The sequence below is a fragment of the Ruegeria sp. K5 genome, assembly GCF_056531805.1.
Window position 1 is genome coordinate 612,860 of record NZ_JBQFML010000001.1, and the last position, 22,292, is coordinate 635,151.

21 protein-coding genes are annotated in these 22,292 nt (G+C 58.8%); 14 read left to right on the forward strand and 7 right to left on the reverse strand.

The window, feature by feature from the left end; genetic code table 11:
• The first annotated feature begins 110 nt into the window (after positions 1-110).
• On the forward strand, positions 111-2,402 hold the full coding sequence (locus ACR0MO_RS03125) for a two-component system sensor histidine kinase NtrB (protein ID WP_480780608.1): 2,292 nt from the start codon (positions 111-113) through the stop codon (positions 2,400-2,402).
• Positions 2,403-2,490: 88 nt separating this feature from the next.
• On the opposite strand, the gene ACR0MO_RS03130 is transcribed toward ACR0MO_RS03125, so the two are convergent.
• Complete coding sequence (locus ACR0MO_RS03130) at positions 2,491-3,084, reverse strand: gamma-glutamyl kinase (RefSeq protein ID WP_170450590.1); 594 nt, start codon at positions 3,082-3,084, stop codon at positions 2,491-2,493.
• A gap of 192 nt (positions 3,085-3,276) precedes the next feature.
• Here ACR0MO_RS03130 and recA point away from each other — a divergent pair, with 192 nt between their 5' ends.
• From recA to ACR0MO_RS03150, 4 genes are all read left to right on the forward strand, one after another.
• On the forward strand, positions 3,277-4,344 hold the full coding sequence (gene recA, locus ACR0MO_RS03135; protein ID WP_170450592.1) for a recombinase RecA: 1,068 nt from the start codon (positions 3,277-3,279) through the stop codon (positions 4,342-4,344).
• A gap of 177 nt (positions 4,345-4,521) precedes the next feature.
• On the forward strand, positions 4,522-7,194 hold the full coding sequence (alaS, locus tag ACR0MO_RS03140) for an alanine--tRNA ligase (RefSeq protein ID WP_480889687.1): 2,673 nt from the start codon (positions 4,522-4,524) through the stop codon (positions 7,192-7,194).
• A 1-nt stretch (position 7,195) separates the two neighbouring features.
• Complete coding sequence (locus ACR0MO_RS03145; protein WP_170450596.1) at positions 7,196-7,483, forward strand: DUF1330 domain-containing protein; 288 nt, start codon at positions 7,196-7,198, stop codon at positions 7,481-7,483.
• 372 nt (positions 7,484-7,855) lie between these two features.
• The gene (locus tag ACR0MO_RS03150; protein WP_170450598.1) at positions 7,856-8,479 is read left to right on the forward strand and encodes a transglutaminase-like cysteine peptidase; all 624 of its coding nucleotides are present in this window, start codon (positions 7,856-7,858) and stop codon (positions 8,477-8,479) included.
• 77 nt (positions 8,480-8,556) lie between these two features.
• Here the strand turns inward: ACR0MO_RS03150 and ACR0MO_RS03155 are convergent, their stop codons facing one another.
• From ACR0MO_RS03155 to ACR0MO_RS03180, 6 genes are all read right to left on the reverse strand, one after another.
• A complete protein-coding gene (locus tag ACR0MO_RS03155) occupies positions 8,557-9,267 on the reverse strand; it encodes a hypothetical protein (RefSeq protein WP_170518700.1) in 711 nt (236 codons plus the stop codon).
• 462 nt (positions 9,268-9,729) lie between these two features.
• Positions 9,730-11,547 carry a translational GTPase TypA gene (gene typA / locus ACR0MO_RS03160; protein ID WP_170518697.1) on the reverse strand — a complete coding sequence of 606 codons (1,818 nt, stop codon included), beginning with the start codon at positions 11,545-11,547 and terminating at the stop codon, positions 9,730-9,732.
• Between the two features lie 76 nt (positions 11,548-11,623).
• Positions 11,624-11,959, reverse strand: coding sequence for a DMT family transporter (locus ACR0MO_RS03165; protein ID WP_480889691.1), 336 nt, complete (start codon positions 11,957-11,959; stop codon positions 11,624-11,626).
• A 380-nt stretch (positions 11,960-12,339) separates the two neighbouring features.
• Positions 12,340-13,503, reverse strand: a complete 1,164-nt coding sequence (locus ACR0MO_RS03170) for an HD domain-containing protein (protein WP_480889695.1) — start codon at positions 13,501-13,503, stop codon at positions 12,340-12,342.
• Positions 13,500-13,745, reverse strand: a complete 246-nt coding sequence (locus ACR0MO_RS03175; RefSeq protein ID WP_170450608.1) for a hypothetical protein — start codon at positions 13,743-13,745, stop codon at positions 13,500-13,502. The genes ACR0MO_RS03170 and ACR0MO_RS03175 overlap by 4 nt, the downstream gene beginning before the upstream one ends.
• Positions 13,745-14,398 (reverse strand): alpha/beta hydrolase, encoded by a 654-nt coding sequence (locus ACR0MO_RS03180; protein WP_170450609.1) that lies wholly within the window; start codon positions 14,396-14,398, stop codon positions 13,745-13,747. Before ACR0MO_RS03180 ends, ACR0MO_RS03175 begins: the two co-directional genes overlap by 1 nt.
• Before the next feature lie 177 nt (positions 14,399-14,575).
• On the opposite strand from ACR0MO_RS03180, the gene iscR reads away from it, so the two are divergent.
• From iscR to ACR0MO_RS03225, 9 genes are read left to right on the forward strand one after another with little or no spacing between them, the layout of a single operon-like run.
• Positions 14,576-15,034 (forward strand): Fe-S cluster assembly transcriptional regulator IscR, encoded by a 459-nt coding sequence (gene iscR / locus ACR0MO_RS03185; RefSeq protein ID WP_170450610.1) that lies wholly within the window; start codon positions 14,576-14,578, stop codon positions 15,032-15,034.
• A 45-nt stretch (positions 15,035-15,079) separates the two neighbouring features.
• Positions 15,080-16,123: a cysteine desulfurase family protein gene (locus ACR0MO_RS03190; RefSeq protein WP_480581117.1), complete on the forward strand. Its 1,044-nt coding sequence runs from the start codon at positions 15,080-15,082 to the stop codon at positions 16,121-16,123.
• An 18-nt stretch (positions 16,124-16,141) separates the two neighbouring features.
• Positions 16,142-17,662, forward strand: coding sequence for a Fe-S cluster assembly protein SufB (sufB, locus tag ACR0MO_RS03195; RefSeq protein WP_170518684.1), 1,521 nt, complete (start codon positions 16,142-16,144; stop codon positions 17,660-17,662).
• Complete coding sequence (locus ACR0MO_RS03200; RefSeq protein ID WP_170450615.1) at positions 17,662-17,865, forward strand: hypothetical protein; 204 nt, start codon at positions 17,662-17,664, stop codon at positions 17,863-17,865. The genes sufB and ACR0MO_RS03200 overlap by 1 nt, the downstream gene beginning before the upstream one ends.
• 49 nt (positions 17,866-17,914) lie before the next feature.
• Positions 17,915-18,670, forward strand: coding sequence for a Fe-S cluster assembly ATPase SufC (gene sufC / locus ACR0MO_RS03205; RefSeq protein ID WP_170450618.1), 756 nt, complete (start codon positions 17,915-17,917; stop codon positions 18,668-18,670).
• On the forward strand, positions 18,670-19,950 hold the full coding sequence (locus tag ACR0MO_RS03210) for a SufB/SufD family protein (RefSeq protein WP_170450620.1): 1,281 nt from the start codon (positions 18,670-18,672) through the stop codon (positions 19,948-19,950). The genes sufC and ACR0MO_RS03210 overlap by 1 nt, the downstream gene beginning before the upstream one ends.
• Positions 19,950-20,435, forward strand: a complete 486-nt coding sequence (locus ACR0MO_RS03215) for a YIP1 family protein (protein ID WP_170450622.1) — start codon at positions 19,950-19,952, stop codon at positions 20,433-20,435. The genes ACR0MO_RS03210 and ACR0MO_RS03215 overlap by 1 nt, the downstream gene beginning before the upstream one ends.
• Entirely contained in the window at positions 20,432-20,998 is a 567-nt protein-coding gene (locus tag ACR0MO_RS03220; RefSeq protein ID WP_170450624.1) for a YIP1 family protein, read from the forward strand. Before ACR0MO_RS03215 ends, ACR0MO_RS03220 begins: the two co-directional genes overlap by 4 nt.
• Before the next feature lie 12 nt (positions 20,999-21,010).
• Entirely contained in the window at positions 21,011-22,231 is a 1,221-nt protein-coding gene (locus tag ACR0MO_RS03225) for a cysteine desulfurase (RefSeq protein ID WP_170450626.1), read from the forward strand.
• The last annotated feature ends 61 nt before the right edge of the window (positions 22,232-22,292 follow it).

Below are 22,292 nucleotides of genomic sequence, written 5' to 3' on the forward strand. Positions count from 1 at the left end.
GCGTCACCGAATAGCAACCTTGGGTAGAAGCCCGTTGTTCGATTTTCGTTAAGCGGGAATTAACCAAATTGGGGTCGAAATACCCCAACGCCCAATTGACCGAACCGTTCATGTCCGACGCTGCCGAGTTTTTTTCTGATCCGCCCGACCAGAAATCACCGCCCGCGTGGCGCGCAGGCTCTTTGGCTGTTGTGGCGCTTGTTCTGACCTTGGCGCCGATGTCCGGTTTTTTGTCCTCGGACTGGATGTATGGCTTGTGGGTGTCGGGTGGGTCCTTGCTGTTGGTCGTGCTGGGCGTCGTCGCAAAGACGATGCTGGCAAATCGCTCGGCGCAACAGATGGCGTCGGTCATGGCCGCCTTTGCGCAGCAAGACCCGTGTCCATGCCTGATCGCGAACGCGCATGGCGACATCCTTATCGCGAACGCACAGGCCCAAAAAAGGTTTCAAGCCGATCCGGGTGCAGGCCTGGCCAGATGTTTGCGATCGGTCTTTGCCAATCCCGCCGCGATTCTGCTGCGCCTTCAATCGCAGGCGCAGGCTCAGGGGCGCGCGCATGAGGATATTGTCACCCATGACGCAACCATCCCGGTTTCTGTTTTCGGGCTTGGAAACGGCCTGTTTTGCTGGCGGTTTCATCTCAATGACGGCGGTCCGTGGACGGATCTGTCCCTGCCTGTTTTGACCGAGGGGCGAAACGGCGTGGTGCTGGACCTTAACGCCGCCGCCGAACGTCTTTTGGGATTTCGGCCCGAAAGAATGGACCAGTTTCTGCCGGATAGCCTTGGGCCCGACGGTGGAATTCGGCAACTCACAACACAAAACGGCACGACGCCTGCCGCCGTGACACAACTGTCGCGCTCGGGTATTGGGCGCAATCTGGCGCTGGTGCCTTTGGCCGAGACACCAAGCCATGGGGTCGGAACATGCTTTGCCGATCTGCCTGTTCCGATCATGTGCCTGCTGCCGGACGGAACGATTCAGGAAGCCAACCGTCTTGCGCTGAAACTGCTGGGCGGAAGCCATCTGAACCACACCAACATTAGCCACATCATGCAGGGGCTGGGCCATCCGATCCTCGAATGGTTGGAAAGGACCGCGGCCGGAGAAGACACGCAGCGGTCCGAATTCCTGCGCCTTACCCGCGATGACAAAGAGATTTTCGTGCAGGTGACGCTGAGGCGGGTGATCGATGACGGGCAGGTCTGCCTGATTGCCGTTCTGAACGATGCGACCGAGCTCAAGACCCTTGAGGCCCAGTTCGTGCAGGGACAGAAGATGCAGGCCGTCGGGCAGTTGGCGGGTGGCGTCGCGCATGATTTCAACAATTTGCTGACCGCCATCTCGGGCCATTGCGATTTGCTGTTGCTGCGCCATGACCACAACGACCCCGACTATGCCGATCTCGTCCAGATCAACCAGAACGCCAACCGCGCCGCAGCCTTGGTCAGCCAGCTTCTGGCGTTTTCGCGCAAACAAACCCTGCGACCCGAGGTTTTGGACCTGCGCGACACGATCTCGGACCTGATCCATTTGCTGAACCGGCTTGTGGGGGAAAAGGTGCAGTTGACCCTCAGCCATGATCCGGTGCTGAAACCCGTGCGTGCCGATAAACGCCAATTGGAGCAGGTTCTGATGAACCTTGTGGTCAACGCACGCGACGCCATGCCGGATGGGGGTGAGATTCGGATCGAGACCGAGGTGCTGGCCCTGACAGAACCCCTGCGCCGCGACCGTGCGAGTGTACCGCCGGGCGAATACGTGACTGTAAAGGTCAGCGACAGCGGCATCGGCATTCCCGCCGACAAACTGCAAAAGGTGTTCGAGCCGTTCTATACGACCAAACGAACGGGTGAGGGGACAGGGCTGGGCCTGTCCACCGTCTATGGCATCGTCAAGCAGACCGGCGGTTTCATCTTTGTCGACAGCGCGCCGGGGCGGGGAACCGATTTCACCGTGTTTCTGCCGGTCTGCACTTCGGCCTCGGCCCCGGAGGCGGTGGAAGAGGCACCACCGGTCGTCCAATCAGCGCGTCAGGGCGAAGGGGTTGTGCTGCTGGTGGAAGACGAAGCGCCGGTTCGCGCCTTTGCAACCCGGGCCTTGCGCCTGAAAGGCTATACGGTGCTCGAGGCGGAATCGGCCGAGGATGCCCTGCGCCTTCTGGAAGACCCTGACCTGATCGTGGACGTCTTTGTCACCGATGTGGTCATGCCGGGTATGGATGGGCCGACCTGGGTGGGCAAGGCGTTAGAATCCCGGCCTGATGCGCGGGTGGTCTTTGTGTCGGGCTACACCGAAGGTGCATTCGGAGACTCAGGGCCACAGATCGCCAACTCGACCTTCCTGCCCAAGCCGTTTTCACTAAACCAGCTAACCGAAGCCGTGCACCAGCAGCTTGCCTAAAGCGTGCGACCTTTAGCCTGAATTACCCTGCGACACGAATGGCCCGCGAGCGCCCAAGGGTATTCGCGTCTCAGATTTAAGGTTTGCTTCAAAGGGCGGCGTCATGGGCTGCGAATTCCTCGGCGTGTTTGCTGCGGAACTTTCGTTCGGTCTCGGCTAACAGGGTCAGGTCGCCCGGCGGGGATACATTCTCGCGCGGCAGAGAGATGTCCATCTGCAACCGGTCCTGCAAAAAGCTCAGGATCTTGTCCTGATGTTCGTATTTGAAGATATGGGTCGCACCGACCCCGTTGTTTCTGGTCCGAAAAAACTGGCTTTGGCTGCCCACATCCGCAAACCCGGGGCGCGGGTTCTGCATATAGGCGCGAACATACTCATCAAAGCTCAGATCGCGGGTCGAATGGGGATGGCCGATCCGATCCTCGCGGCTGCGAAAGCGGTACCAACTGCCCAGCCAGTCAATCGGTTCGCGCACGACGGCCATGATTTCCATCTCGGTGTCGTACATCTTTCGGTACATGTTCTGAAAAAACCGATCAAACCGGCGCACCGGCGCGTGTTTCAACTCGGGCGGGCCGGTCACAACCAGATCGGCCCGCGCACCCAACGCGGTGTGGTAAGCCGTGCTGCCAGTCTTGGGGACAGATAAAAACGCAAGGCGTTCTTTATAGAAAACAAGCATTTATCGGCCCCGAACTGTATTTCACCATGATGGCAGAGTGTCGTAAACGACTCTTTAACACAATTGCCCAAAAGTAAGTTCTGTAAGTTTTAGTTGAAATGTTCTCTTTTTGGTCCCATAAGGAACAAGAGGCGAACAAAGCAGCGATTGCCGCCCGGCAAAGGGTGTGACAAAAGGGAAGGCGACAGGACAATGGCGGATCTTCTGACGATGAGCGACAAGAAAAACGCGGATAAGCAAAAGGCGCTCGACAGTGCGCTGGCCCAGATCGAACGGCAGTTCGGCAAAGGCTCGATCATGAAGCTGGGCGAGGATGCCAAGCAGGATATCGACGCAAGCTCGACCGGATCGCTGGGTCTGGATATCGCGCTGGGAATCGGCGGTCTGCCGATGGGGCGGATTGTTGAAATTTACGGGCCGGAAAGCTCGGGTAAAACGACCCTGACGCTGCATTGTATTGCCGAACAGCAGAAACGTGGCGGTGTCTGCGCCTTTGTCGATGCGGAACATGCGCTGGACCCGCAATATGCCCGCAAGCTGGGCGTCGATCTGGATGAGTTGCTGATCTCGCAACCCGATACCGGCGAACAGGCGCTTGAGATTACCGATACGCTGGTGCGTTCGGGGGCTGTGAACATGGTCGTGGTCGACTCGGTGGCGGCGCTGACGCCGAAATCCGAGCTTGAGGGCGACATGGGCGACAGCAACGTGGGCGTTCAGGCCCGCCTGATGAGCCAGGCGATGCGTAAGCTGACCGGCTCGATCAGTCGTTCGAACTGTATGGTGATCTTCATCAACCAGATCCGGATGAAGATCGGTGTCATGTTCGGCAGCCCGGAGACCACCACCGGTGGCAATGCGCTGAAGTTCTACAGCTCGGTCCGTCTGGACATCCGCCGCATCGGCGCGATCAAGGACCGCGACGAGGTGGTCGGCAACCAGACCCGCGTGAAGGTTGTGAAGAACAAGGTGGCACCGCCGTTCAAGCAGGTGGAATTCGACATCATGTATGGCGAAGGTATCAGCAAGATGGGTGAGTTGCTGGATCTGGGCGTCAAGGCTGGCGTGGTCGAGAAATCGGGCTCGTGGTTCAGCTATGGCGACGAACGGATCGGGCAGGGGCGCGAGAATGCCAAGCAATACCTGCGCGACAATTCCCGCATCGCGCTGGAGATTGAGGATAAGATTCGCGCGGCCCACGGTCTGGATTTCGACATGCCGCCCGGCGCTGCCGATGATGACGACATCCTCGAAGCGTAAAGGACGCTGACGGGAACAGCAGAAATCCCCCGGCACCCCGATGGTGCTGAGAATACTGGGAACAGGGCGGTCCATCGGGGCCGCCTTGTTTCGTTTGGAACGGCTATGCTGTGGACACTCCCCGGACGCGGCGGTAAACCTGCGCAAACGAGTATGATTTCGCGCTGAGAGAGCCTGATGCCCACGCTGAACGATATCCGATCGACCTTTCTGAACTACTTCGCCAAGCAGGGGCACGAGGTGGTTGCGTCCAGCCCATTGGTGCCGCGCAACGACCCGACGCTGATGTTCGTGAACTCGGGCATGGTGCAGTTCAAGAACCTGTTCACGGGCGTTGAAACCCGCGACTACCAGCGCGCCACCACGGCGCAGAAATGTGTGCGTGCCGGCGGCAAGCACAACGATCTGGACAATGTGGGTTACACCGCGCGGCACCATACGTTTTTCGAGATGTTAGGGAATTTCTCGTTCGGCGACTACTTCAAACCCGAGGCGATTCCTTTCGCGTGGGAGCTGATCACCAAGGAATTCGGTATCGACAAGAACCGTTTGTTGACAACGGTTTATCACACCGATGATGAAGCGTTCGAGATCTGGAAAAAGGTCGGCGTGCCTGAGGATCGGATCATCCGCATCGCCACCAGTGACAATTTCTGGCAAATGGGCCCGACCGGCCCCTGTGGCCCGTGCACCGAGATTTTCTATGACCACGGCGACCACATCTGGGGCGGGCCACCGGGATCAGCCGAGGAAGATGGCGACCGGTTCATCGAAATCTGGAACATCGTTTTCATGCAGAACGAGCAGTTCGAGGACGGCTCGATGGTGGAACTCGACATGCAGTCGATTGACACCGGTATGGGGCTGGAACGGATTGGCGCGCTGCTGCAGGGCAGCCATGACAACTATGACACTGACCTGTTCAAAACGCTGATCGAGGCGTCGGCGGATGCAACTGGCGTTGATCCCTATGGCGACCAGAACGTGCACCACCGGGTGATTGCGGATCACCTGCGCTCGACCTCGTTCCTGATCGCGGATGGTGTGATGCCATCCAATGACGGGCGCGGCTACGTGCTGCGCCGGATCATGCGCCGCGCGATGCGCCATGCGCATCTGCTGGGCGCAAAAGATCCGGTTATGCACCGGCTGGTTCCGACTCTGGTGCAATTGATGGGCGCGCAATATTCCGAACTTGGACAGGCGCAGCCGCTGATCGAAGAGACTCTGCTGCTTGAGGAAACCCGTTTCAAACAGACATTGGATCGCGGCCTGAAACTGCTGGATGATGAAGTTGCAGGCCTGCCCGAAGGTGCGGCTTTGCCCGGCGATGCGGCGTTCAAGCTGTATGACACATATGGGTTCCCGCTGGACCTGACGCAGGATGCGCTGCGCGAAAAAGGCCGAACCGTCGATACCGATGGGTTCGACGCCGCCATGGCCGAGCAAAAGGCCAAGGCCCGTGCCGCGTGGGCGGGTTCGGGCGAAGCAGCGGATCAGGCCGTCTGGTTCGACGTGCTGGACAGCGCGGGGGCCACGGATTTTCTGGGTTACGATACCGAGAAAGCCGAAGGTCAGGTTGCCGCGCTGATCGTCGATGGCGCTTTGGTCGACAAGATCGAGCAGGGCAACAGTGGTTGGGTCGTGGTGAACCAGACCCCGTTCTACGGCGAGGCCGGCGGTCAGGTTGGCGACACGGGTGAAATTCGACGGCTGGAGGAGCGCGATGATGTTTCGCGCGTCGAAGACACAAAGAAATTCGCAGACGGAAAGGTCTATGCGCACAAAGTGACCGTGGATCACGGCACTTTGTCCAAGGGCGACGCGGTTGAGTTGGAGGTTGATCACGCGCGCCGTTCGGCGATCCGTGCCAATCACTCGGCGACGCATTTGCTGCACGAGGCCTTGCGCGAAACACTGGGTGATCACGTGGCGCAGCGGGGGTCGTTGAATGCATCCGACCGCCTGCGGTTCGATTTCAGCCACTCGAAAGCGTTGACGCTGGACGAAATCCAAAAGGTTGAACGCGAGGTGAATGATTTCATCCGCCAGAACTCGACCGTCGAAACCCGGATCATGACCCCGGATGACGCGCGGGGGCTGGGTGCGCAGGCCTTGTTTGGTGAGAAATACGGCGACGAAGTGCGCGTTGTGTCGATGGGCAAAGCGCCGACCGGTAAGGGACAGGATGGCGAGACCTGGTCGATTGAACTGTGCGGCGGCACGCATGTGCGCCAAACCGGCGACATCGGAACCTTTGTTGTTCTGGGCGACAGCGCCAGCAGCGCCGGTGTCCGGCGGATCGAAGCGCTGACCGGGGATGAGGCGTTCCGCTATCTTTCGGCGCAGGATCATCGTCTGGCCCAGATCGCGACAGAGTTGAAAGCGCAGCCGGATGATGTGGTCAGCCGCGTCAAATCTTTGCTGGACGAACGCAAGGCGCTGCAAAACGAGGTCGCTCAGCTGCGCCGGGATCTGGCCATGGCTGGCGGCGCGGGGCAGGGCAACGGGGCCGAGGCGCGCGAGGTCAATGGCATCAAGTTCCTGGCCCAGGCGCTGAGCGGTGTATCGGGCAAGGACCTGCCTGCGCTGATAGACGAACACAAAGCCCGTCTTGGCTCGGGCGCGGTATTGTTGATCGCGGATGCTGGTGGCAAGGCCGCTGTTGCGGCTGGTGTAACGTCGGACCTGACCGACACGGTTTCCGCGGTGGATCTGGTGAAGGCCGCTGTTGTGGAACTGGGCGGGAAAGGCGGCGGAGGCCGTCCCGATATGGCGCAGGGCGGGGGCAAGGATGCCTCCAACGCCGACGCGGCGATCAAGGCCGCCGAACAGGTATTGGGAGCGTAACATGCCCGCACTCTGGATTTCGCACGTAACGGTGACCGACGCCGAATCATATGGAAAATACGCCGAGCTGGCCGGACCCGCGATCGCCAAACATGGCGGTGAGTTCATCGCCCGCGCCGCCCGTTACGTTCAGTTAGAAGGGAAAGAGCGGCCACGGAATGTGGTCGCCCGGTTCCCGTCCGTCGAAGCGGCGGTGGACTGTTACAATTCGGATGACTACCAAACGGCGCTGGATCACGCGCGCGATGCCAGCGAACGTGAGTTGGTGGTGGTTGAGATCACCGACTGAGAATCACCAGGCGCGGTGCGTTTTGGGCGCGTCGCGTGCAAGTGGGCCGTATGTAAGCGAAAATCAGCCAAGGCGCGGATGGCATGATTGTGGCAACAGCAGGCTCGCGAAAGGCGTGAGTTTTACTTCATAAATGTCATACACTTAAGCCTGCTCGGGCGAGTGTCCGTTCAGGTTTCCCGTCACAATTGTGGCCATCTGAACCCATTTCTTGCCCGAAATGGTCAAAATAAGTGACGAATTTCCGCCCTTTTTCCCCTTCAGTTTCGACCTAGATTGCATAATCGGCCACGTTTACGGATAGTTTCTGAAAACGGAATATGGTCCGGTTTGACGACAATCGCTCGGAGAGACTTGGATCGAGGGACAGGCATGAAATCGAATGGCGGGAAATTCACGTCCATCTTAGGACGCGCTGCGGCAGGTTCGGGGCGCTTTTTGGGTGTCGTTGCCATTACTTTTGGCACGTTCCTTGGGGCAACCGTTGCCCAGGCCTCGGAAGGGGCTTTCATCACCAGTGTGTCCGCGTCCCCTCCGCCAACCGGCGCACGTCAGTTGTGCCGCCAGTATGATTGGGCCTGCACCACGAAACGGTCCGGGTCGCTGACCAGCCAGCAAGAGATGCAGATCGTTCAGCGCATCAATCGCCACGTAAACGCCACCATTCGCGAAGTGACCGATCAATCGCAATACAGAACTCGCGAACGTTGGGCGCTTCCGACCTCGCGCGGTGGCGATTGCGAGGATTTCGCGTTGCTGAAAAAGCGCGATCTGATCAACGCAGGTATCGATCCCAGAAAACTGCTGATTGCAACTGTGCTCGACAAACACCGCAATGCACATGCTGTATTGGTCTACCGTTCGGCGCAGGGGGATTTGGTTCTGGACAATCTGACCAATCGAATTAAGCCCTGGTCCGCGACCCAGTATCTGTTCCTTCGCATGCAGGATCCCAAACAACCTCGGCGTTGGGTTGGTGTCTACGGTAGCAGTTAACGTAAGACCAAGAACGCATCGCAAAAAGCCAGCGGCGACAGTTGCAACCGCTGGCTTTTTTGCATTCTAACCCGAGCTTAGTTCGTGCCCTGATCACCGGCTTCAGGCGAGCCGCCGCCTTCGGTTCCGTTACCTTCGGGCGAGTCACCCCCTTCGGTTCCGCCGCCTTCAGATCCACCGCCGGAGCTGGAACCACCGGAGCTGGACCCACCAGAACTGGAGCCACCTTCGGACCCACCAGAGCTGGAGCCACCCGAGCTTGAACCACCAGAGCTGGAGCCACCCTCAGACCCACCGGAGCTTGATCCGCCAGAGCTTGAGCCGCCCGAGCTGGAGCCACCTTCAGAACCGCCGGAACTGGAGCCACCCGAGCTTGATCCACCAGAGCTGGAGCCACCTTCGGACCCACCGGAGCTGGAGCCGCCCGAGCTCGATCCGCCGGAGCTGGAGCCACCTGAGCTTGATCCGCCGGAGCTGGAGCCACCGGAACTTGATCCGCCCGAGCTTGATCCACCACTGGAACCGCCAGTAGGCGTCACGCCGCCGGAGCTTGAGCCGCCAGAGCTTGATCCACCACCGGAACTGGACCCACCTCCGGAGCTTGATCCTCCGCCAGAACTGGACCCACCGCCGTTTTCGTCAGCCGGACCGTCGCCGGAACGCTGTGACGGCGCGCCGATCGACGCTGTCGGGAAGTCGGTCAGAACTGCTGCGAACGCGGGGCAGGTCTGAAGCGTCCGGGCCAGAATATCTTCGAAATCCGAACGGCGCTGCAGATACCGCAGCATACGGGATTCAACGACGGTACAAGCACACAGGGTTTCCGTCGATACAGACTGTTTGGCGGTCCGAACTGTACATTTCCCATCAGCCAATGCGGGACCAGCCGCGAGCAAAGGAAGTGTAGCTGATGCAAATATAACGGGTAGTATACGAGACTTGATGCGCATGGCGCTACTCCTTGAAACTCATTACTTACTGCGTCGATCTTATGCACTATTGAAACCGTGCGTTGTATGAACGACGTCACACTTTAGTCATGAATACACCTTTCTCTGGCCGAATTTACAAGGGCCGGATCGGGTGAGTCACTTGATTTTAACTTTACTATAAGTTGAACGACCATGAAAAACAGGGGTTAGACCTGCCGTTACGGAAGGTCTCCCCATTTTCATCATTTTTGGGATGGATGAAAAAATGTCACACTCGTGTCATTGTTTCCAAGTTGGAAATCGATCATTCGCCACAATTTAGGCGGATTTCGCCATGCGCTTGCGTTCATGGGGGTCCAGAAAGCGCTTGCGCAGACGAATGGCGTTGGGGGTTACCTCGACCAGTTCATCATCATCGATATAGGCAATCGCCTCTTCCAGCGAGAACTGAACATGCGGCGTCAGGCGTACTGCGTCATCAGATCCGCTGGCGCGCACGTTGGTCAGTTTCTTGCCCTTCAGAGGGTTCACTTCCAGATCGTTGTCGCGCGAATGCTCACCGATCACCATGCCCTGATACACTTCTGCCTGAGGGCCCACAAACATCCGACCACGCTCTTCCAGATTCCACAGCGCGTAAGCGACAGCCTGACCTTTTTCCATCGAGATCAGAACACCAGCGCGACGACCGGGGATCTGGCCCTTGTGAGCGGCCCAGTCATGGAACACCCGGTTCAGCACGCCGGTACCGCGGGTGTCGGTCAGGAATTCGCCGTGATAACCGATCAGGCCGCGCGAGGGGACATGGGCGATAATGCGGGTTTTGCCCGCACCGGCGGGGCGCATCTCGACCAGCTCACCTTTGCGCGCGCCGGTGATTTTTTCGATCACTGCGCCCGAGTATTCGTCATCCACGTCAATGGTAACTTCTTCGACCGGTTCCAGCCGCTGACCGTTTTCCTCGCGGAACAGAACCTGCGGGCGCGAGATGCTGAGTTCGAACCCTTCACGGCGCATGTTTTCGATCAGAACGCCCATCTGCAATTCGCCACGGCCCGCAACCTCGAACGCTTCACCTCCGGGGGTGTCAGAGATGCGGATGGCGACGTTGGATTCAGCCTCTTTCATCAGGCGATCACGGATCACGCGGGACTGCACCTTTTTGCCGTCACGCCCGGCCAGGGGCGAGTCGTTGATGCCGAAGGTTACGGTGATGGTGGGCGGATCGATGGGCTGGGCGGGCAGGGCCTCGTCTACTTGCGGCGAGACCAGCGAGTCGGCGACTGTCGCCTTGCTCATCCCGGCGATGGTGACGATGTCGCCTGCTTCGGCCACATCGATGGGTTGCTGCGCCAGACCACGGAAAGCCAGAATTTTCGAGGCGCGGAAGTTTTCAATCAGCGTACCGTCGCGGCTGAGCGCCTTGAGGCTGTCACCGGCTTTCAGGGTGCCGCTTTCAACGCGCCCGGTCAGGATACGGCCAATGAACGGGTCGCTGCCCAATGTGGTGGCCAGCATGCGGAAAGGTTCGTCTTTCTTTTCGGCCTGCTTGGGCGCGGGGACGTGATCCACGATCAGGTCGAACAGGGCGGTCAGGTCCTTGCGTGGACCGTCCAGCTCCATATCGGCCCAGCCGGACCGGCCCGAGGCATACATGGCCGGGAAATCCAGCTGGTCGTCATCGGCGCCGAGGTTGGCGAACAGGTCAAAGCACTCGTCCAGCGCCCGGTCGGGCTCGGCATCCGGTTTGTCGACCTTGTTCAGGACAACGATAGGCCGCAGGCCCAGCGCCAGCGCCTTGGAGGTCACAAACTTGGTCTGCGGCATCGGACCTTCGGCAGCATCAACCAGCAGGACCACGCCGTCCACCATGCTGAGGATCCGCTCAACCTCACCGCCGAAATCGGCGTGGCCGGGGGTGTCAACGATGTTGATGCGCGTGCCTTTCCACTCGACCGAGGTGGCTTTGGCCAGAATGGTGATGCCACGCTCGCGTTCCAGATCGTTGCTGTCCATGGCGCGTTCCGCCACGGCCTGGTTTTCCCGGAACGCGCCGGATTGTTTGAGCAGCTCATCCACCAGGGTCGTCTTGCCGTGGTCCACGTGAGCGATGATTGCGATGTTGCGCAGGTCCATGAGAGGTCAGCCTTTGAACGGGAAGTTGCCGCGCGCATAACGCGGCACGCGCAAAGTTACCACCCCTAACAGGCGTTCAATAGCCCGCAGTCTTCGAAAACAGGTGAATGATCAGAATTCCGGCCAGGATCAGGGTCAGCCCCAGAACGGCCCAGATGTCCAGTTTTTGTCCAAAGACAACGAAGCCAATTATTGCGATGAAGAATATCCCCAATCCGGACCAGATTGCGTAGACGATACCAACCGGCATGAATTTCAGGGTCAGGCCCAAAAGGTAGAAGGCAAACCCATAGCTGACAACGACCAGAACCGACGGCCAAAGCCGCGTGAATTGCTGGCTGGCCTGCAACGCAGTTGTCCCTACGGTTTCTGCAAAGACCGCGAGCAGCAGGATCAGGTAGGCTTTGGGCATGTTTTATACCTTTGTCTCAATAAACCCAGGCAAGCTTGACCACGACTTTGCAATCTGCGGCAAGCACATTCAGTTGGAAAGCAGTGCCGACCCACAACATGAAGGTCAGGTATACCTGACTATGGGTAAAGTTGAATTTGTGTAAAGTTCCCCCGTGTATTGGTTTTTTTGTTACTGAGTATTGTTTCATGACGTTATTTGCAAAAACCGTCATTCTTGCTGCGTTTGTTATCGTAGCGCTTGGGTGGCTTGCTGGCGGGGGGTCCGTCGATACTGATGCAGCCAATATGGTTGAAAAGTTGGATGGTAGCGTAATTTAAGCGCCGATCAGAACGAAGCAGAGGGAAAAGGGGCCTTTGGGCTCCTTTTCCTATTTATGGCTATGCGTCCTCTGTGCTGTGCGATTGAAAAAAGGCGGACAGTTGCGGCTGTAGCCACTGCCAAAGCTGCGGGGCACCGCCTTCAACCGCCGGTCGTACCCGTGTTTCCAGCTGAGCATAGGTTACGTTGTAATCGACCCACGACCCGCCACCTGTTTCCAGATTGGCCACCGGGGTCTGGAACCGGTCAACGGCCTTGGCAAACCGCGCATCCGGCGTCTCCGCCGCCTCGAACTCGTGCCACAGAGCCGCGAATTGCGTTTGCTGCGGTTCGGGAAGCAGGCCGAACAGACGTTTTGCTGCCGCCTCCTCTTTGGCGGTTTGGGCGGCGTGATCCACTTGTCCGTGGATCGGGTGATCTCCGGCGTCGATTTCGACGATATCGTGCAGCAACAGCATGCGCAGGGCGCGGGCCTCGGACACTCCGTCCTCGGCATATTCCGCCAAGACCCAAGCATAGAGCATAATGTGCCAGGAATGCTCGGCAGAATTCTCAAACCGGTCGGACGCCATCAGGCGCGAGGCGCGCAGGACTGTTTTCAACTGATCAGCCTCGGCCAGGAAGGGCAGGCGTGTTGTAAATGCGTTGGAGTCCGTATCCGCGCCGTCCAGCAGTGCCCGCGCATGACCAAAGGCCAAAGGGAAATCCTGCGCCAGATAAGCTGCGCGCCCACCGTCCAGATTATCTTGCACGACGTCAATATGATCGGCCCGAGGATGCTGCGCGCAGAGCACCTGAAATAGGGGCTGAGAGCGATCCAGAATTTTTGCAAAACGGGCGTCGGCGGATTGATCGGCCTCGAACTCCTGCCAGAGGCTTTGAAACTCCGCCGCCTGATCGGCGGGCAGCAGGCCAAACAGTTCCGAGGCCGCGGCTTGTTCAGCCTTGGCGACGGCCTGCCAGTCGGTCTGCAGATGGATCGGATGGTCGCCCACGATGATCTCAACCAGATCATGCAACAGCAACATGCGGATCACCCGGTCAATCGAAACCTCGGGTCCGGCCAATGGCTCCATGACCAAAGCCCAAAGGGCCAGATGCCAGCTATGCTCGGCCGAGTTTTCACAGCGGGACAGGTCCAGCAGGACGTTTGCCCGTTCCACTGTTTTCAACCTGTCGGCCTGTTTCAGAAAGGCGATTTGGGCCGACAGACGATCACTCATTGCTTTTCGATAGCTTTCACTTTTGAGCGGTGGTCGCTGAGACGCTTGATCACAAAGGTGCGCGCCTTGCGTTCCGCCATCCGGACGCGGATTTCGGTCAGAAATGCCTCTTCCAGCGATTGCGACGCCGCGCCCAGAACCTCACCCACCTCGACAAAGAACCGGTCGTCGCCGGTTTCGTCCATAACCTTCATCGTATCCTCGGCCAGTTTGGCGGCGAGGGTGGTGATGGTGTCAGACATCAGCGCGTGGTCTCGGTCAGGCGGCGTTTCACATAGTCGCTGACATCGGTGATCAGTGTATCCATGTGACGGTCCTGGAAGAAATGGTCTGCACCTTCGACCTCGTTATGGGTGATGGTGATGCCTTTCTGTTCATGCAGCTTGTTCACCAGCGATGTGGTGTCCGCCGGAGGGGCAACGCGGTCGGCTGATCCGTTGATGATCAGACCGGAAGACGGGCAGGGCGCCAGGAACGAAAAGTCATACATGTTCGCCGGGGGCGACACGCTGATAAAGCCCGTGATTTCGGGCCGGCGCATCAGCAATTGCATCCCGATCCACGCACCGAACGAAAAGCCAGCGACCCAGCAGTGTTTCGAGTTGTTGTTCATCGACTGCAGGTAGTCCAGAGCCGAGGCCGCATCGCTCAACTCGCCTACGCCCTGATCATATTCGCCCTGGCTGCGGCCCACGCCGCGGAAGTTAAAGCGCAACACGGTGAAACCCATGTTGTAGAACGCATAGTGCAGGTTGTAGACGACCTTGTTGTTCATGGTCCCGCCAAACTGTGGGTGCGGGTGCAACACGATGGCGATCGGTGCGTCTTTTTCCTTTTGCGGGTGGTAACGGCCTTCCAGGCGGCCTTCGGGTCCGGGAAAAATCACCTCGGGCATGTGTGCTTTGGTCCTGTCTTTTTCTTCCGAGAGCCCGGATATACTTGACGATAATCGTCGGGCACCTTAGAACGGTTCTAATATGTAGCGGCGCGTACCGTCGCTGTCCGTCGGAGATACGCACTGGCGGCGGCGGCGTCAATGATTTCGCGCGCATCTTGCCATGAGGGATTGTCAATGAAGCTTTCGACGAAAGGTCGTTACGCCATGGTTGCGCTGGCTGACATTGCGCTGCAGCCCTCGGATCAGCTTGTGACGCTGGGCGAGATCTCAGAGCGTCAGGACATATCGCTACCGTATCTTGAGCAATTGTTCGTCAAGCTGCGCCGGGCCGAGCTTGTGTCTTCGGTCCGTGGCCCCGGTGGCGGCTATCGACTGGCGCGCCCGGCCTCGGACATTCGCGTGGTCGAGGTTCTGTCAGCCGTTGACGAAACCGTTGACGCGATGACCAAAGGGGCAGGTGCATCCGGCGCGTCCTCGGGCAGTCGCGCGCAATCCCTGACCAATCGTCTGTGGGAGGGGTTGAGCGCGCATGTTTACGTATTCCTGCATCAGACGCGGCTGTCGGATGTGATCAAGAACGATCTGGCGCCTTGTCCTGCTGTTCCCAGCCTGTTCGCTGTGGTGGATGAGTAAGGCGATGGTGTTTCACGTTACAGGCAACCGAAAAAAGATGCATCCATGAATCGCGTTTATCTGGATCATAACGCGACCACGCCGTTGCGACCCGAAGCGCGGGACGCGATGATCGCGGCGATGGAGGTCTGCGGGAACCCGTCCTCGGTCCATGCAGAAGGGCGTGCCGCCAAGGCGCTGATCGAACGCGCGCGGGCGCAGGTCGCATCGGCCTTTGGGGCGGATGGAGCGGATGTGGTGTTCACTTCAGGCTCGACCGAGGGTGCGGCCTTGACGCTGGCAGGGCGCGATATGCATGGGCCCGCGATTGAACATGATGCAGTAAGAGCCTGGATTGATGAAGATATTCCTGTTTTATCAACGGGACTGGTTTCTTTGGAAGATCCGGCGCGCGCCACACTGCAACTGGCCAATTCCGAAACCGGTATTGTGCAGTCCTTGCCGTCGGGTCTGGCCGTGACGGATGCCACGCAGGCGTTTGGCAAATTGCCTGTTGCGTTCAATTGGCTGGACGTGCAGATGGCGCTGATCTCAGCTCACAAGCTGGGCGGGCCCAAGGGCGTTGGCGCGGTTGTGATGAAACGCGGCACTGATCTGGCGGCGCAGATCAAGGGCGGCGGACAGGAAATGGGGCGTCGGTCCGGAACTGAAAATGTGATTGGAATCGCGGGGTTCGGGGCTGCAGCTGAAGCAGCCGCGCGGGATTTGGCCAACGGTGTTTGGGAGCAGGTCGAAGAATTTAGAAATATTCTAGAAAACGCTCTTGAGGCCGGAGTTAAATCACCTATTTTTGTCGGGAAAGGTCAAAAGCGACTGCCGAACACTCTGTGTTTCGCGACCCCCGGCTGGAAGGGCGAGACGCAGGTCATGCAGATGGACCTGTCGGGTTTTGCAGTCAGTGCGGGCTCTGCCTGCTCCAGCGGCAAGGTTCGTGCCAGCGCGGTATTGACTGCAATGGGATTTGATGAGGTCACAGCAGCCAGCGCGATCCGCGTTTCGCTGGGTCCTTTGACAACAAAAGAGAATGTGCTGCGTTTCGCTGAAACGTGGCTTGAGAAAGAGAAAAAGCATCGCGCGCGCGCCGCGTGATCTGACGGAGGGTAAGTTATGGCCGCTTTGGACCAGACCCAGGTGAAAGAAGGTGTCGATCAGGAAACCGTGGATGCGGTACGCGAGGTCGGAACCTACAAATACGGCTGGGACACCGATATCGAGATGGAGTATGCGCCCAAAGGCGTGAACCCGGATATCGTGCGGTTGATTTCGGAAAAGAACGAAGAGCCTGAATGGATGACCGAATGGCGTCTGTCGGCCTTCGAGCGCTGGACCAAAATGGATGAGCCGAAATGGGCCATGGTGCATTACCCGCCGATCGATTTTCAGAACCAGTATTACTATGCCCGTCCGAAATCGATGGAGGAGAAGCCGAAGTCGCTGGATGACGTCGATCCCAAGCTGTTGGCGACTTACGAAAAGCTGGGTATCCCGCTGAAAGAACAGATGATTCTGGCCGGGGTCGAAGGGGCCGAAGATGCGCCCGCCGAAGGCCGCAAGGTCGCTGTGGACGCGGTGTTTGACTCGGTTTCGGTCGGGACGACATTCCAGGCCGAACTGAAAAAGGCCGGGGTGATCTTCTGTTCGATCTCCGAGGCGATCAAAGAACATCCTGAGCTGGTCAAGAAATACCTGGGCACCGTGGTCCCTGTGTCGGACAACTTCTATGCCACTTTGAACTCGGCCGTGTTCTCGGATGGCTCGTTCGTCTACATCCCGCCGGGCGTCCGCTGCCCGATGGAGCTGAGCACCTATTTCCGCATCAACGCGGAGAATACCGGTCAGTTCGAACGCACGCTGATCATCGCCGACAAGGGCTCGTACGTGTCTTATCTGGAAGGTTGTACTGCACCTCAGCGTGACACCGCCCAATTGCACGCGGCTGTGGTCGAGATCATTGTCGAAGAAGACGCCGAGGTGAAGTATTCGACCGTTCAGAACTGGTTCCCCGGGGACGAGAACGGCAAGGGCGGCATCTATAACTTCGTAACCAAACGCGCCGATTGTCGGGGTGATCGGTCCAAGGTGATGTGGACTCAGGTCGAAACCGGTTCGGCCGTGACCTGGAAATACCCGTCCTGCATCCTGCGCGGCAATGAAAGCCAAGGTGAGTTCTACTCGATCGCGATTGCGAACAACTATCAGCAGGCCGATACCGGTACCAAGATGGTTCATCTGGGTAAGAACACCAAGTCGCGCATCGTGTCCAAGGGCATCAGTGCGGGCAAGGCGCAGAACACATACCGTGGTCTGGTCTCGATGCATCCGAAAGCCAAGGACAGCCGGAACTATACGCAGTGTGACAGCTTGCTGATCGGCGACAAATGCGGCGCGCATACAGTTCCGTATATCGAGGTCAAGAACAACTCGTCCCGCGTTGAGCATGAGGCGACGACGTCGAAGGTGGATGACGATCAACTGTTCTACTGCCGTCAGCGCGGCATGGATGAGGAAGAGGCCGTGGCGCTGGTCGTGAACGGGTTCTGTAAGGACGTGTTGCAGGCGCTGCCGATGGAATTTGCCATGGAAGCGCAGCAACTGGTGGCGATTTCACTGGAAGGCTCTGTCGGCTGATGACGCGGTCACCCCGGAACGGCATCCAGAAGGATGATGTGCTGACCTGGCTGGGCTATGCGCTGCCGGTTTTGGGCGGCCTGCTGGGGGTGGCTTACGTGAACATCAATCACATGGCTTTCATCAACCCGGTCTGGGCGGTTGGTGGTGGGGTAATCCTGGGTTGGATTGCTGCACGGCTGATCCGCAAGGTACTGGGATAGGGATTTATCGGGGCGACGATGCCCCTTGCGAGATGCAAAAGGACAAAACATGCTGGAAATCAAGAACCTGCACGTACAGCTTGAAGAAGAAGACAAGCAGATCCTCAAAGGTGTGGACCTGACGGTCGAGGCCGGCAAGGTACACGCGATCATGGGGCCGAATGGCTCGGGCAAGTCGACGCTCAGCTATGTGCTGTCGGGCCGCGATGGATACGAAGTGACCGACGGTTCGGCCACTTTGAACGGTGAAGACCTGTTGGAGATGGAGCCGGAAGAGCGCGCCGCTGCTGGTGTGTTCCTGGCGTTCCAGTACCCGGTCGAAATTCCGGGCGTCGGCAACATGACCTTCCTGCGCACCGCCGTGAACGCTCAGCGTAAGGCGCGCGGGGAAGAGGAACTGTCGGCAGCCGACTTCCTGAAAGAGGTGCGCGCCAAGGCCAAGACCCTCAAGATCGACGCGGACATGCTGAAACGTCCTGTGAACGTTGGTTTCTCGGGCGGTGAGAAAAAGCGCAACGAGATCCTGCAGATGGCCATGCTGGAGCCCAAGATGTGCATCATGGACGAGACCGACTCGGGCCTTGACGTGGATGCGATGAAGCTGGTGGCCGAAGGTGTGAACGCGCTGCGCGACGAAGGGCGCGGGTTCCTTGTGATCACCCACTATCAGCGCCTGCTGGATCACATCAAACCCGATGTGGTGCACATCATGGCGAACGGTCGCATCGTCAAATCCGGTGGCCCGGAACTGGCGCTTGAGGTCGAAAACAACGGTTATGCCGACATTCTTGCCGAGGTGAACTGATGGCCTTGCCCGAAGTCAAACAAACCGCAACCGAGGCGCGGCTGGCAGCGCTGACCATGCCGGATGCCGGATGCACCCGCGCCGCGCGCGAAGATGCGCTGGCCCGCGTGCTTGAGATGGGTCTGCCCAACCGTCGCGACGAATATTGGAAATACACACGGCCCGACACTCTGGTCGCGCCTGCGGCCATGCCCGCTGCAGTCTTCGTGGATGATGAACCCTTGGTGTTCGACGAGTTCGACCGCCTCAAGATCGTGTTTATCGACGGTGTTTTCAGCGCCGAGGAATCAGATGATCTGACGCAGGAAGGCGTGAGCATTGATCGTCTGGAGGATATCTGCTGCAAGGATATCCACTGGGCCAAAGACCTGTATGGCGTTCTGGAAGCCCGCGGACAGGTTCCGGTGCAGCGCCCACTGGCCGCGCTGAACACCGCCTTTGCGTCGGACGGGGTTGCCATTCATGTAACGGGCAAGCCGTCCAAGCCGATCAACCTGATCTACCGGCACGAGTCCGCGACGTCTGACGCGATCCTGCACCACGTAATCCGCGTCGAAAGCGGTGCCGAGGCGACCATTCTGGAAACCGGCCCCGCCGCGTCGCGCTTCAACAAGTGTATGGAGATCGACATTGCCGATAACGGCACGCTGCATCACGTCCGCGCGCAGGGCAGGGATTGGGAGCGTCGGGCCGCGACCCATATGTTCACCCGTCTGGGCACCGAGTCTGTCTACAAGTCCTTCACCCTGACCGTGAATGGTGTGCTGACCCGAAATGAACAGGTTGTCGAACTGACCGGCGATGGCGCCGTCGCGCATGTGGCGGGGGCCTGTGTCGGCGATGGTGACTTTCATCACGATGACACCGTCTTCATCACCCATGACGCGGTGAATTGCGAAAGCCGTCAGGTGTTCAAGAAAGTGCTGCGCAACGGTGCGACCGGCGTTTTTCAGGGCAAGATCCTTGTGAAAGAAGGTGCTCAGAAAACCGACGGTTATCAGATCAGCCAGTCGCTGCTTCTGGATGATGACAGCCAGTTCCTCGCCAAGCCCGAGCTTGAGATCTACGCCGACGACGTGGCCTGCTCGCACGGCTCGACCTCGGGCGCGATTGACGAGACCGCGCTGTTCTACCTGCGCTCGCGCGGGGTTCCGACCAAGGACGCGACCAACATGCTGACGCTGGCGTTCCTGGCCGAGGCCGTCGACGAGATCGAAGACGGCGCATTGGCCGAGGCCATCGTGAGCCGTCTGGAAGGTTGGTTGGCGCGCCGTAGCTGATGCCTGTGTCGTCAGATATCGTTGCCACATACCGGGGGCCGGGGCGTGTCGTGCGCCGGCTTCTGGATATGGGGCCGCGCGAAGACCGGGCGCTGATTTTCGTCATGGCCTTCTGCATTGTGTCCTTCATCGCCCAGATGCCAAGCCTTGCGCGCCGTGCGCATCTTGAAGGGGTGGAGCTGAACATGCTGCTGGGCGGTGCCTTGCTGGGCTCGGTCTTTATCCTGCCGTTGTTCTTTTACAGTCTGGCGCTGATCTCGCATTGGGCCGCGCGTTTGGCGGGTGGCAAAGGGACGCCCTATGGCGCGCGTTTGGCGTTGTTCTGGGCCTTGCTGTCTTCCGCCCCCTTGGTTTTGCTGAACGGGCTGGTCGCCGGGTTCATCGGCTCTGGTCCAACGCTGACCCTTGTGGGTTTGATTTGGGTTGCCGTTTTTGTCTGGTTCTGGTTATCCGGACTGCGACAAGTACAAAGGTCCGCTGAATGAATACTCCGAACCTGGGTCAACTGGCGGTTCTGACGCTAAGACAACCCGCCGAGGCGGCGCGTCAGCTTTTGGCCCTGAACCCGGGGCGCGAGGTGCTTTGGCTGGCGTTTTTCCTTGCCGTTGTGCTGAACTGCATAATCCAGTTGGGCATTGATCTGTCGATTCCGGTTGTCGAAGGCGATGCTGGCCCGATTACGGAAAGCGTTCCGATTGTATTGGTTCGCTCGGCAGGTACGATGATGTTCAGTATCCTTGCCTTCCTGTTCGTCGGCCGTTTTCTGGGTGGAACGGCGCGGTTCGAGGGGATGATGGTGCTGATCGTCTGGGTGCAATACCTGCAGATCGCGGCATTGCTTGGCGTCCTGATCCTGAGCCTGACGATCCCGTTTCTGATGGCGGTGTTGCTGTTGGCCACCGCGATCCTGAGTCTCTACATCACGTTGCATTTCCTGAACGAGGCGCATCAGTTCGGATCGCTTTGGAAATCGTTCGGTGTGGTTTTGTTGTCCGCTTTGGTTGCGGTTCCTTTTGTCCTTATGCTCGCCCCCGTGGCGCCCGTCTAGGAAGACAGCCCTATGTATGATGTGCAGAAAATCCGCTCTGATTTTCCGATCCTGTCGCGGCAGGTGAACGGCAAGCCGCTGACCTATCTGGACAACGGGGCCTCGGCGCAGAAACCTCAGGCGGTGATAGATGCAGTGACCCGTGCCTATGCCGAGGAATATTCGAACGTTCATCGCGGTTTGCACTACCTGTCAAACCTCGCGACCGAGAAATACGAAGGCGTTCGTGGCACGATTGCGCGGTTCCTTGGGGTGGCGAATGAGAACGAGATAGTCCTGAACTCGGGCACCACCGAAGGGATCAATCTGGTCGCGTACGGCTGGGCCATGCCCCGGCTTGAGGCAGGCGACGAAATCGTGCTGAGCGTGATGGAGCATCACGCCAATATCGTGCCCTGGCATTTCCTGCGCGAACGGCAGGGCGTTGTTCTGAAATGGGTCGATGTGGATGCAGATGGCGGCCTTGATCCGCAGGCCGTTCTGGATGCGATCGGGCCCAAAACCAAACTGGTGGCGGTGACGCAGTGCTCTAACGTTCTGGGCACGGTTGTAGATGTCAAAGCCATCACCGAAGGCGCCCATGCCAAAGGTGTTCCGGTTCTGGTGGACGGTAGTCAGGGCGCGGTTCATATGCCGGTCAGCGTCGATGAGATCGGCTGCGATTTCTACGCGATCACCGGGCACAAACTCTACGGCCCTTCGGGGTCCGGCGCGATCTTCATCAAATCCGAGCGTATGGCCGAAATGCGCCCCTTCATTGGTGGCGGTGACATGATCAAAGAGGTCAGCAAGGACCAGATCACGTATAACGACCCGCCGATGAAGTTCGAAGCCGGAACACCCGGCATCGTGCAAACCATCGGTTTGGGCGTGGCGCTGGACTACATGATGGATCTGGGGATGGAGAACATCGCCGCCCATGAATCCAGCCTGCGCGACTATGCGATGCAACGCCTGACCGGGTTGAACTGGCTACAGGTCCAGGGCACCCGCCCGGACAAGGCCGCGATCTTCAGCTTCACGCTCGATGGGGCGGGGCACGCGCATGACGTCTCGACCATCCTCGACAAAAAGGGCGTCGCCGTGCGCGCCGGTCATCACTGCGCGGGTCCGTTGATGGATCATCTGGGCGTCACTGCGACCTGCCGGGCGAGTTTTGGCCTGTATAATACCACGGATGAGGTCGACACGCTGATCGAAGCGCTTGAACTGGCGCATGATTTGTTTGCGTGAAACCTTGCCGGGTCGCGCAGATTTCCAGTTGCACCCGACCCGGAACAAGGTTAGCTAACGG

Coding starts and splice junctions, on each gene's coding strand:
- ACR0MO_RS03125 (WP_480780608.1), top strand. CDS start 111: ATGTCCGACGCTGCCGAGTTTTTTTCTGATCCGCCCGACCAGAAATCA.
- ACR0MO_RS03130 (WP_170450590.1), bottom strand. CDS start 3,084: ATGCTTGTTTTCTATAAAGAACGCCTTGCGTTTTTATCTGTCCCCAAG.
- recA (WP_170450592.1), top strand. CDS start 3,277: ATGGCGGATCTTCTGACGATGAGCGACAAGAAAAACGCGGATAAGCAA.
- alaS (WP_480889687.1), top strand. CDS start 4,522: ATGCCCACGCTGAACGATATCCGATCGACCTTTCTGAACTACTTCGCC.
- ACR0MO_RS03145 (WP_170450596.1), top strand. CDS start 7,196: ATGCCCGCACTCTGGATTTCGCACGTAACGGTGACCGACGCCGAATCA.
- ACR0MO_RS03150 (WP_170450598.1), top strand. CDS start 7,856: ATGAAATCGAATGGCGGGAAATTCACGTCCATCTTAGGACGCGCTGCG.
- ACR0MO_RS03155 (WP_170518700.1), bottom strand. CDS start 9,267: ATGCTGCGGTATCTGCAGCGCCGTTCGGATTTCGAAGATATTCTGGCC.
- typA (WP_170518697.1), bottom strand. CDS start 11,547: ATGGACCTGCGCAACATCGCAATCATCGCTCACGTGGACCACGGCAAG.
- ACR0MO_RS03165 (WP_480889691.1), bottom strand. CDS start 11,959: ATGCCCAAAGCCTACCTGATCCTGCTGCTCGCGGTCTTTGCAGAAACC.
- ACR0MO_RS03170 (WP_480889695.1), bottom strand. CDS start 13,503: ATGAGTGATCGTCTGTCGGCCCAAATCGCCTTTCTGAAACAGGCCGAC.
- ACR0MO_RS03175 (WP_170450608.1), bottom strand. CDS start 13,745: ATGTCTGACACCATCACCACCCTCGCCGCCAAACTGGCCGAGGATACG.
- ACR0MO_RS03180 (WP_170450609.1), bottom strand. CDS start 14,398: ATGCCCGAGGTGATTTTTCCCGGACCCGAAGGCCGCCTGGAAGGCCGT.
- iscR (WP_170450610.1), top strand. CDS start 14,576: ATGAAGCTTTCGACGAAAGGTCGTTACGCCATGGTTGCGCTGGCTGAC.
- ACR0MO_RS03190 (WP_480581117.1), top strand. CDS start 15,080: ATGAATCGCGTTTATCTGGATCATAACGCGACCACGCCGTTGCGACCC.
- sufB (WP_170518684.1), top strand. CDS start 16,142: ATGGCCGCTTTGGACCAGACCCAGGTGAAAGAAGGTGTCGATCAGGAA.
- ACR0MO_RS03200 (WP_170450615.1), top strand. CDS start 17,662: ATGACGCGGTCACCCCGGAACGGCATCCAGAAGGATGATGTGCTGACC.
- sufC (WP_170450618.1), top strand. CDS start 17,915: ATGCTGGAAATCAAGAACCTGCACGTACAGCTTGAAGAAGAAGACAAG.
- ACR0MO_RS03210 (WP_170450620.1), top strand. CDS start 18,670: ATGGCCTTGCCCGAAGTCAAACAAACCGCAACCGAGGCGCGGCTGGCA.
- ACR0MO_RS03215 (WP_170450622.1), top strand. CDS start 19,950: ATGCCTGTGTCGTCAGATATCGTTGCCACATACCGGGGGCCGGGGCGT.
- ACR0MO_RS03220 (WP_170450624.1), top strand. CDS start 20,432: ATGAATACTCCGAACCTGGGTCAACTGGCGGTTCTGACGCTAAGACAA.
- ACR0MO_RS03225 (WP_170450626.1), top strand. CDS start 21,011: ATGTATGATGTGCAGAAAATCCGCTCTGATTTTCCGATCCTGTCGCGG.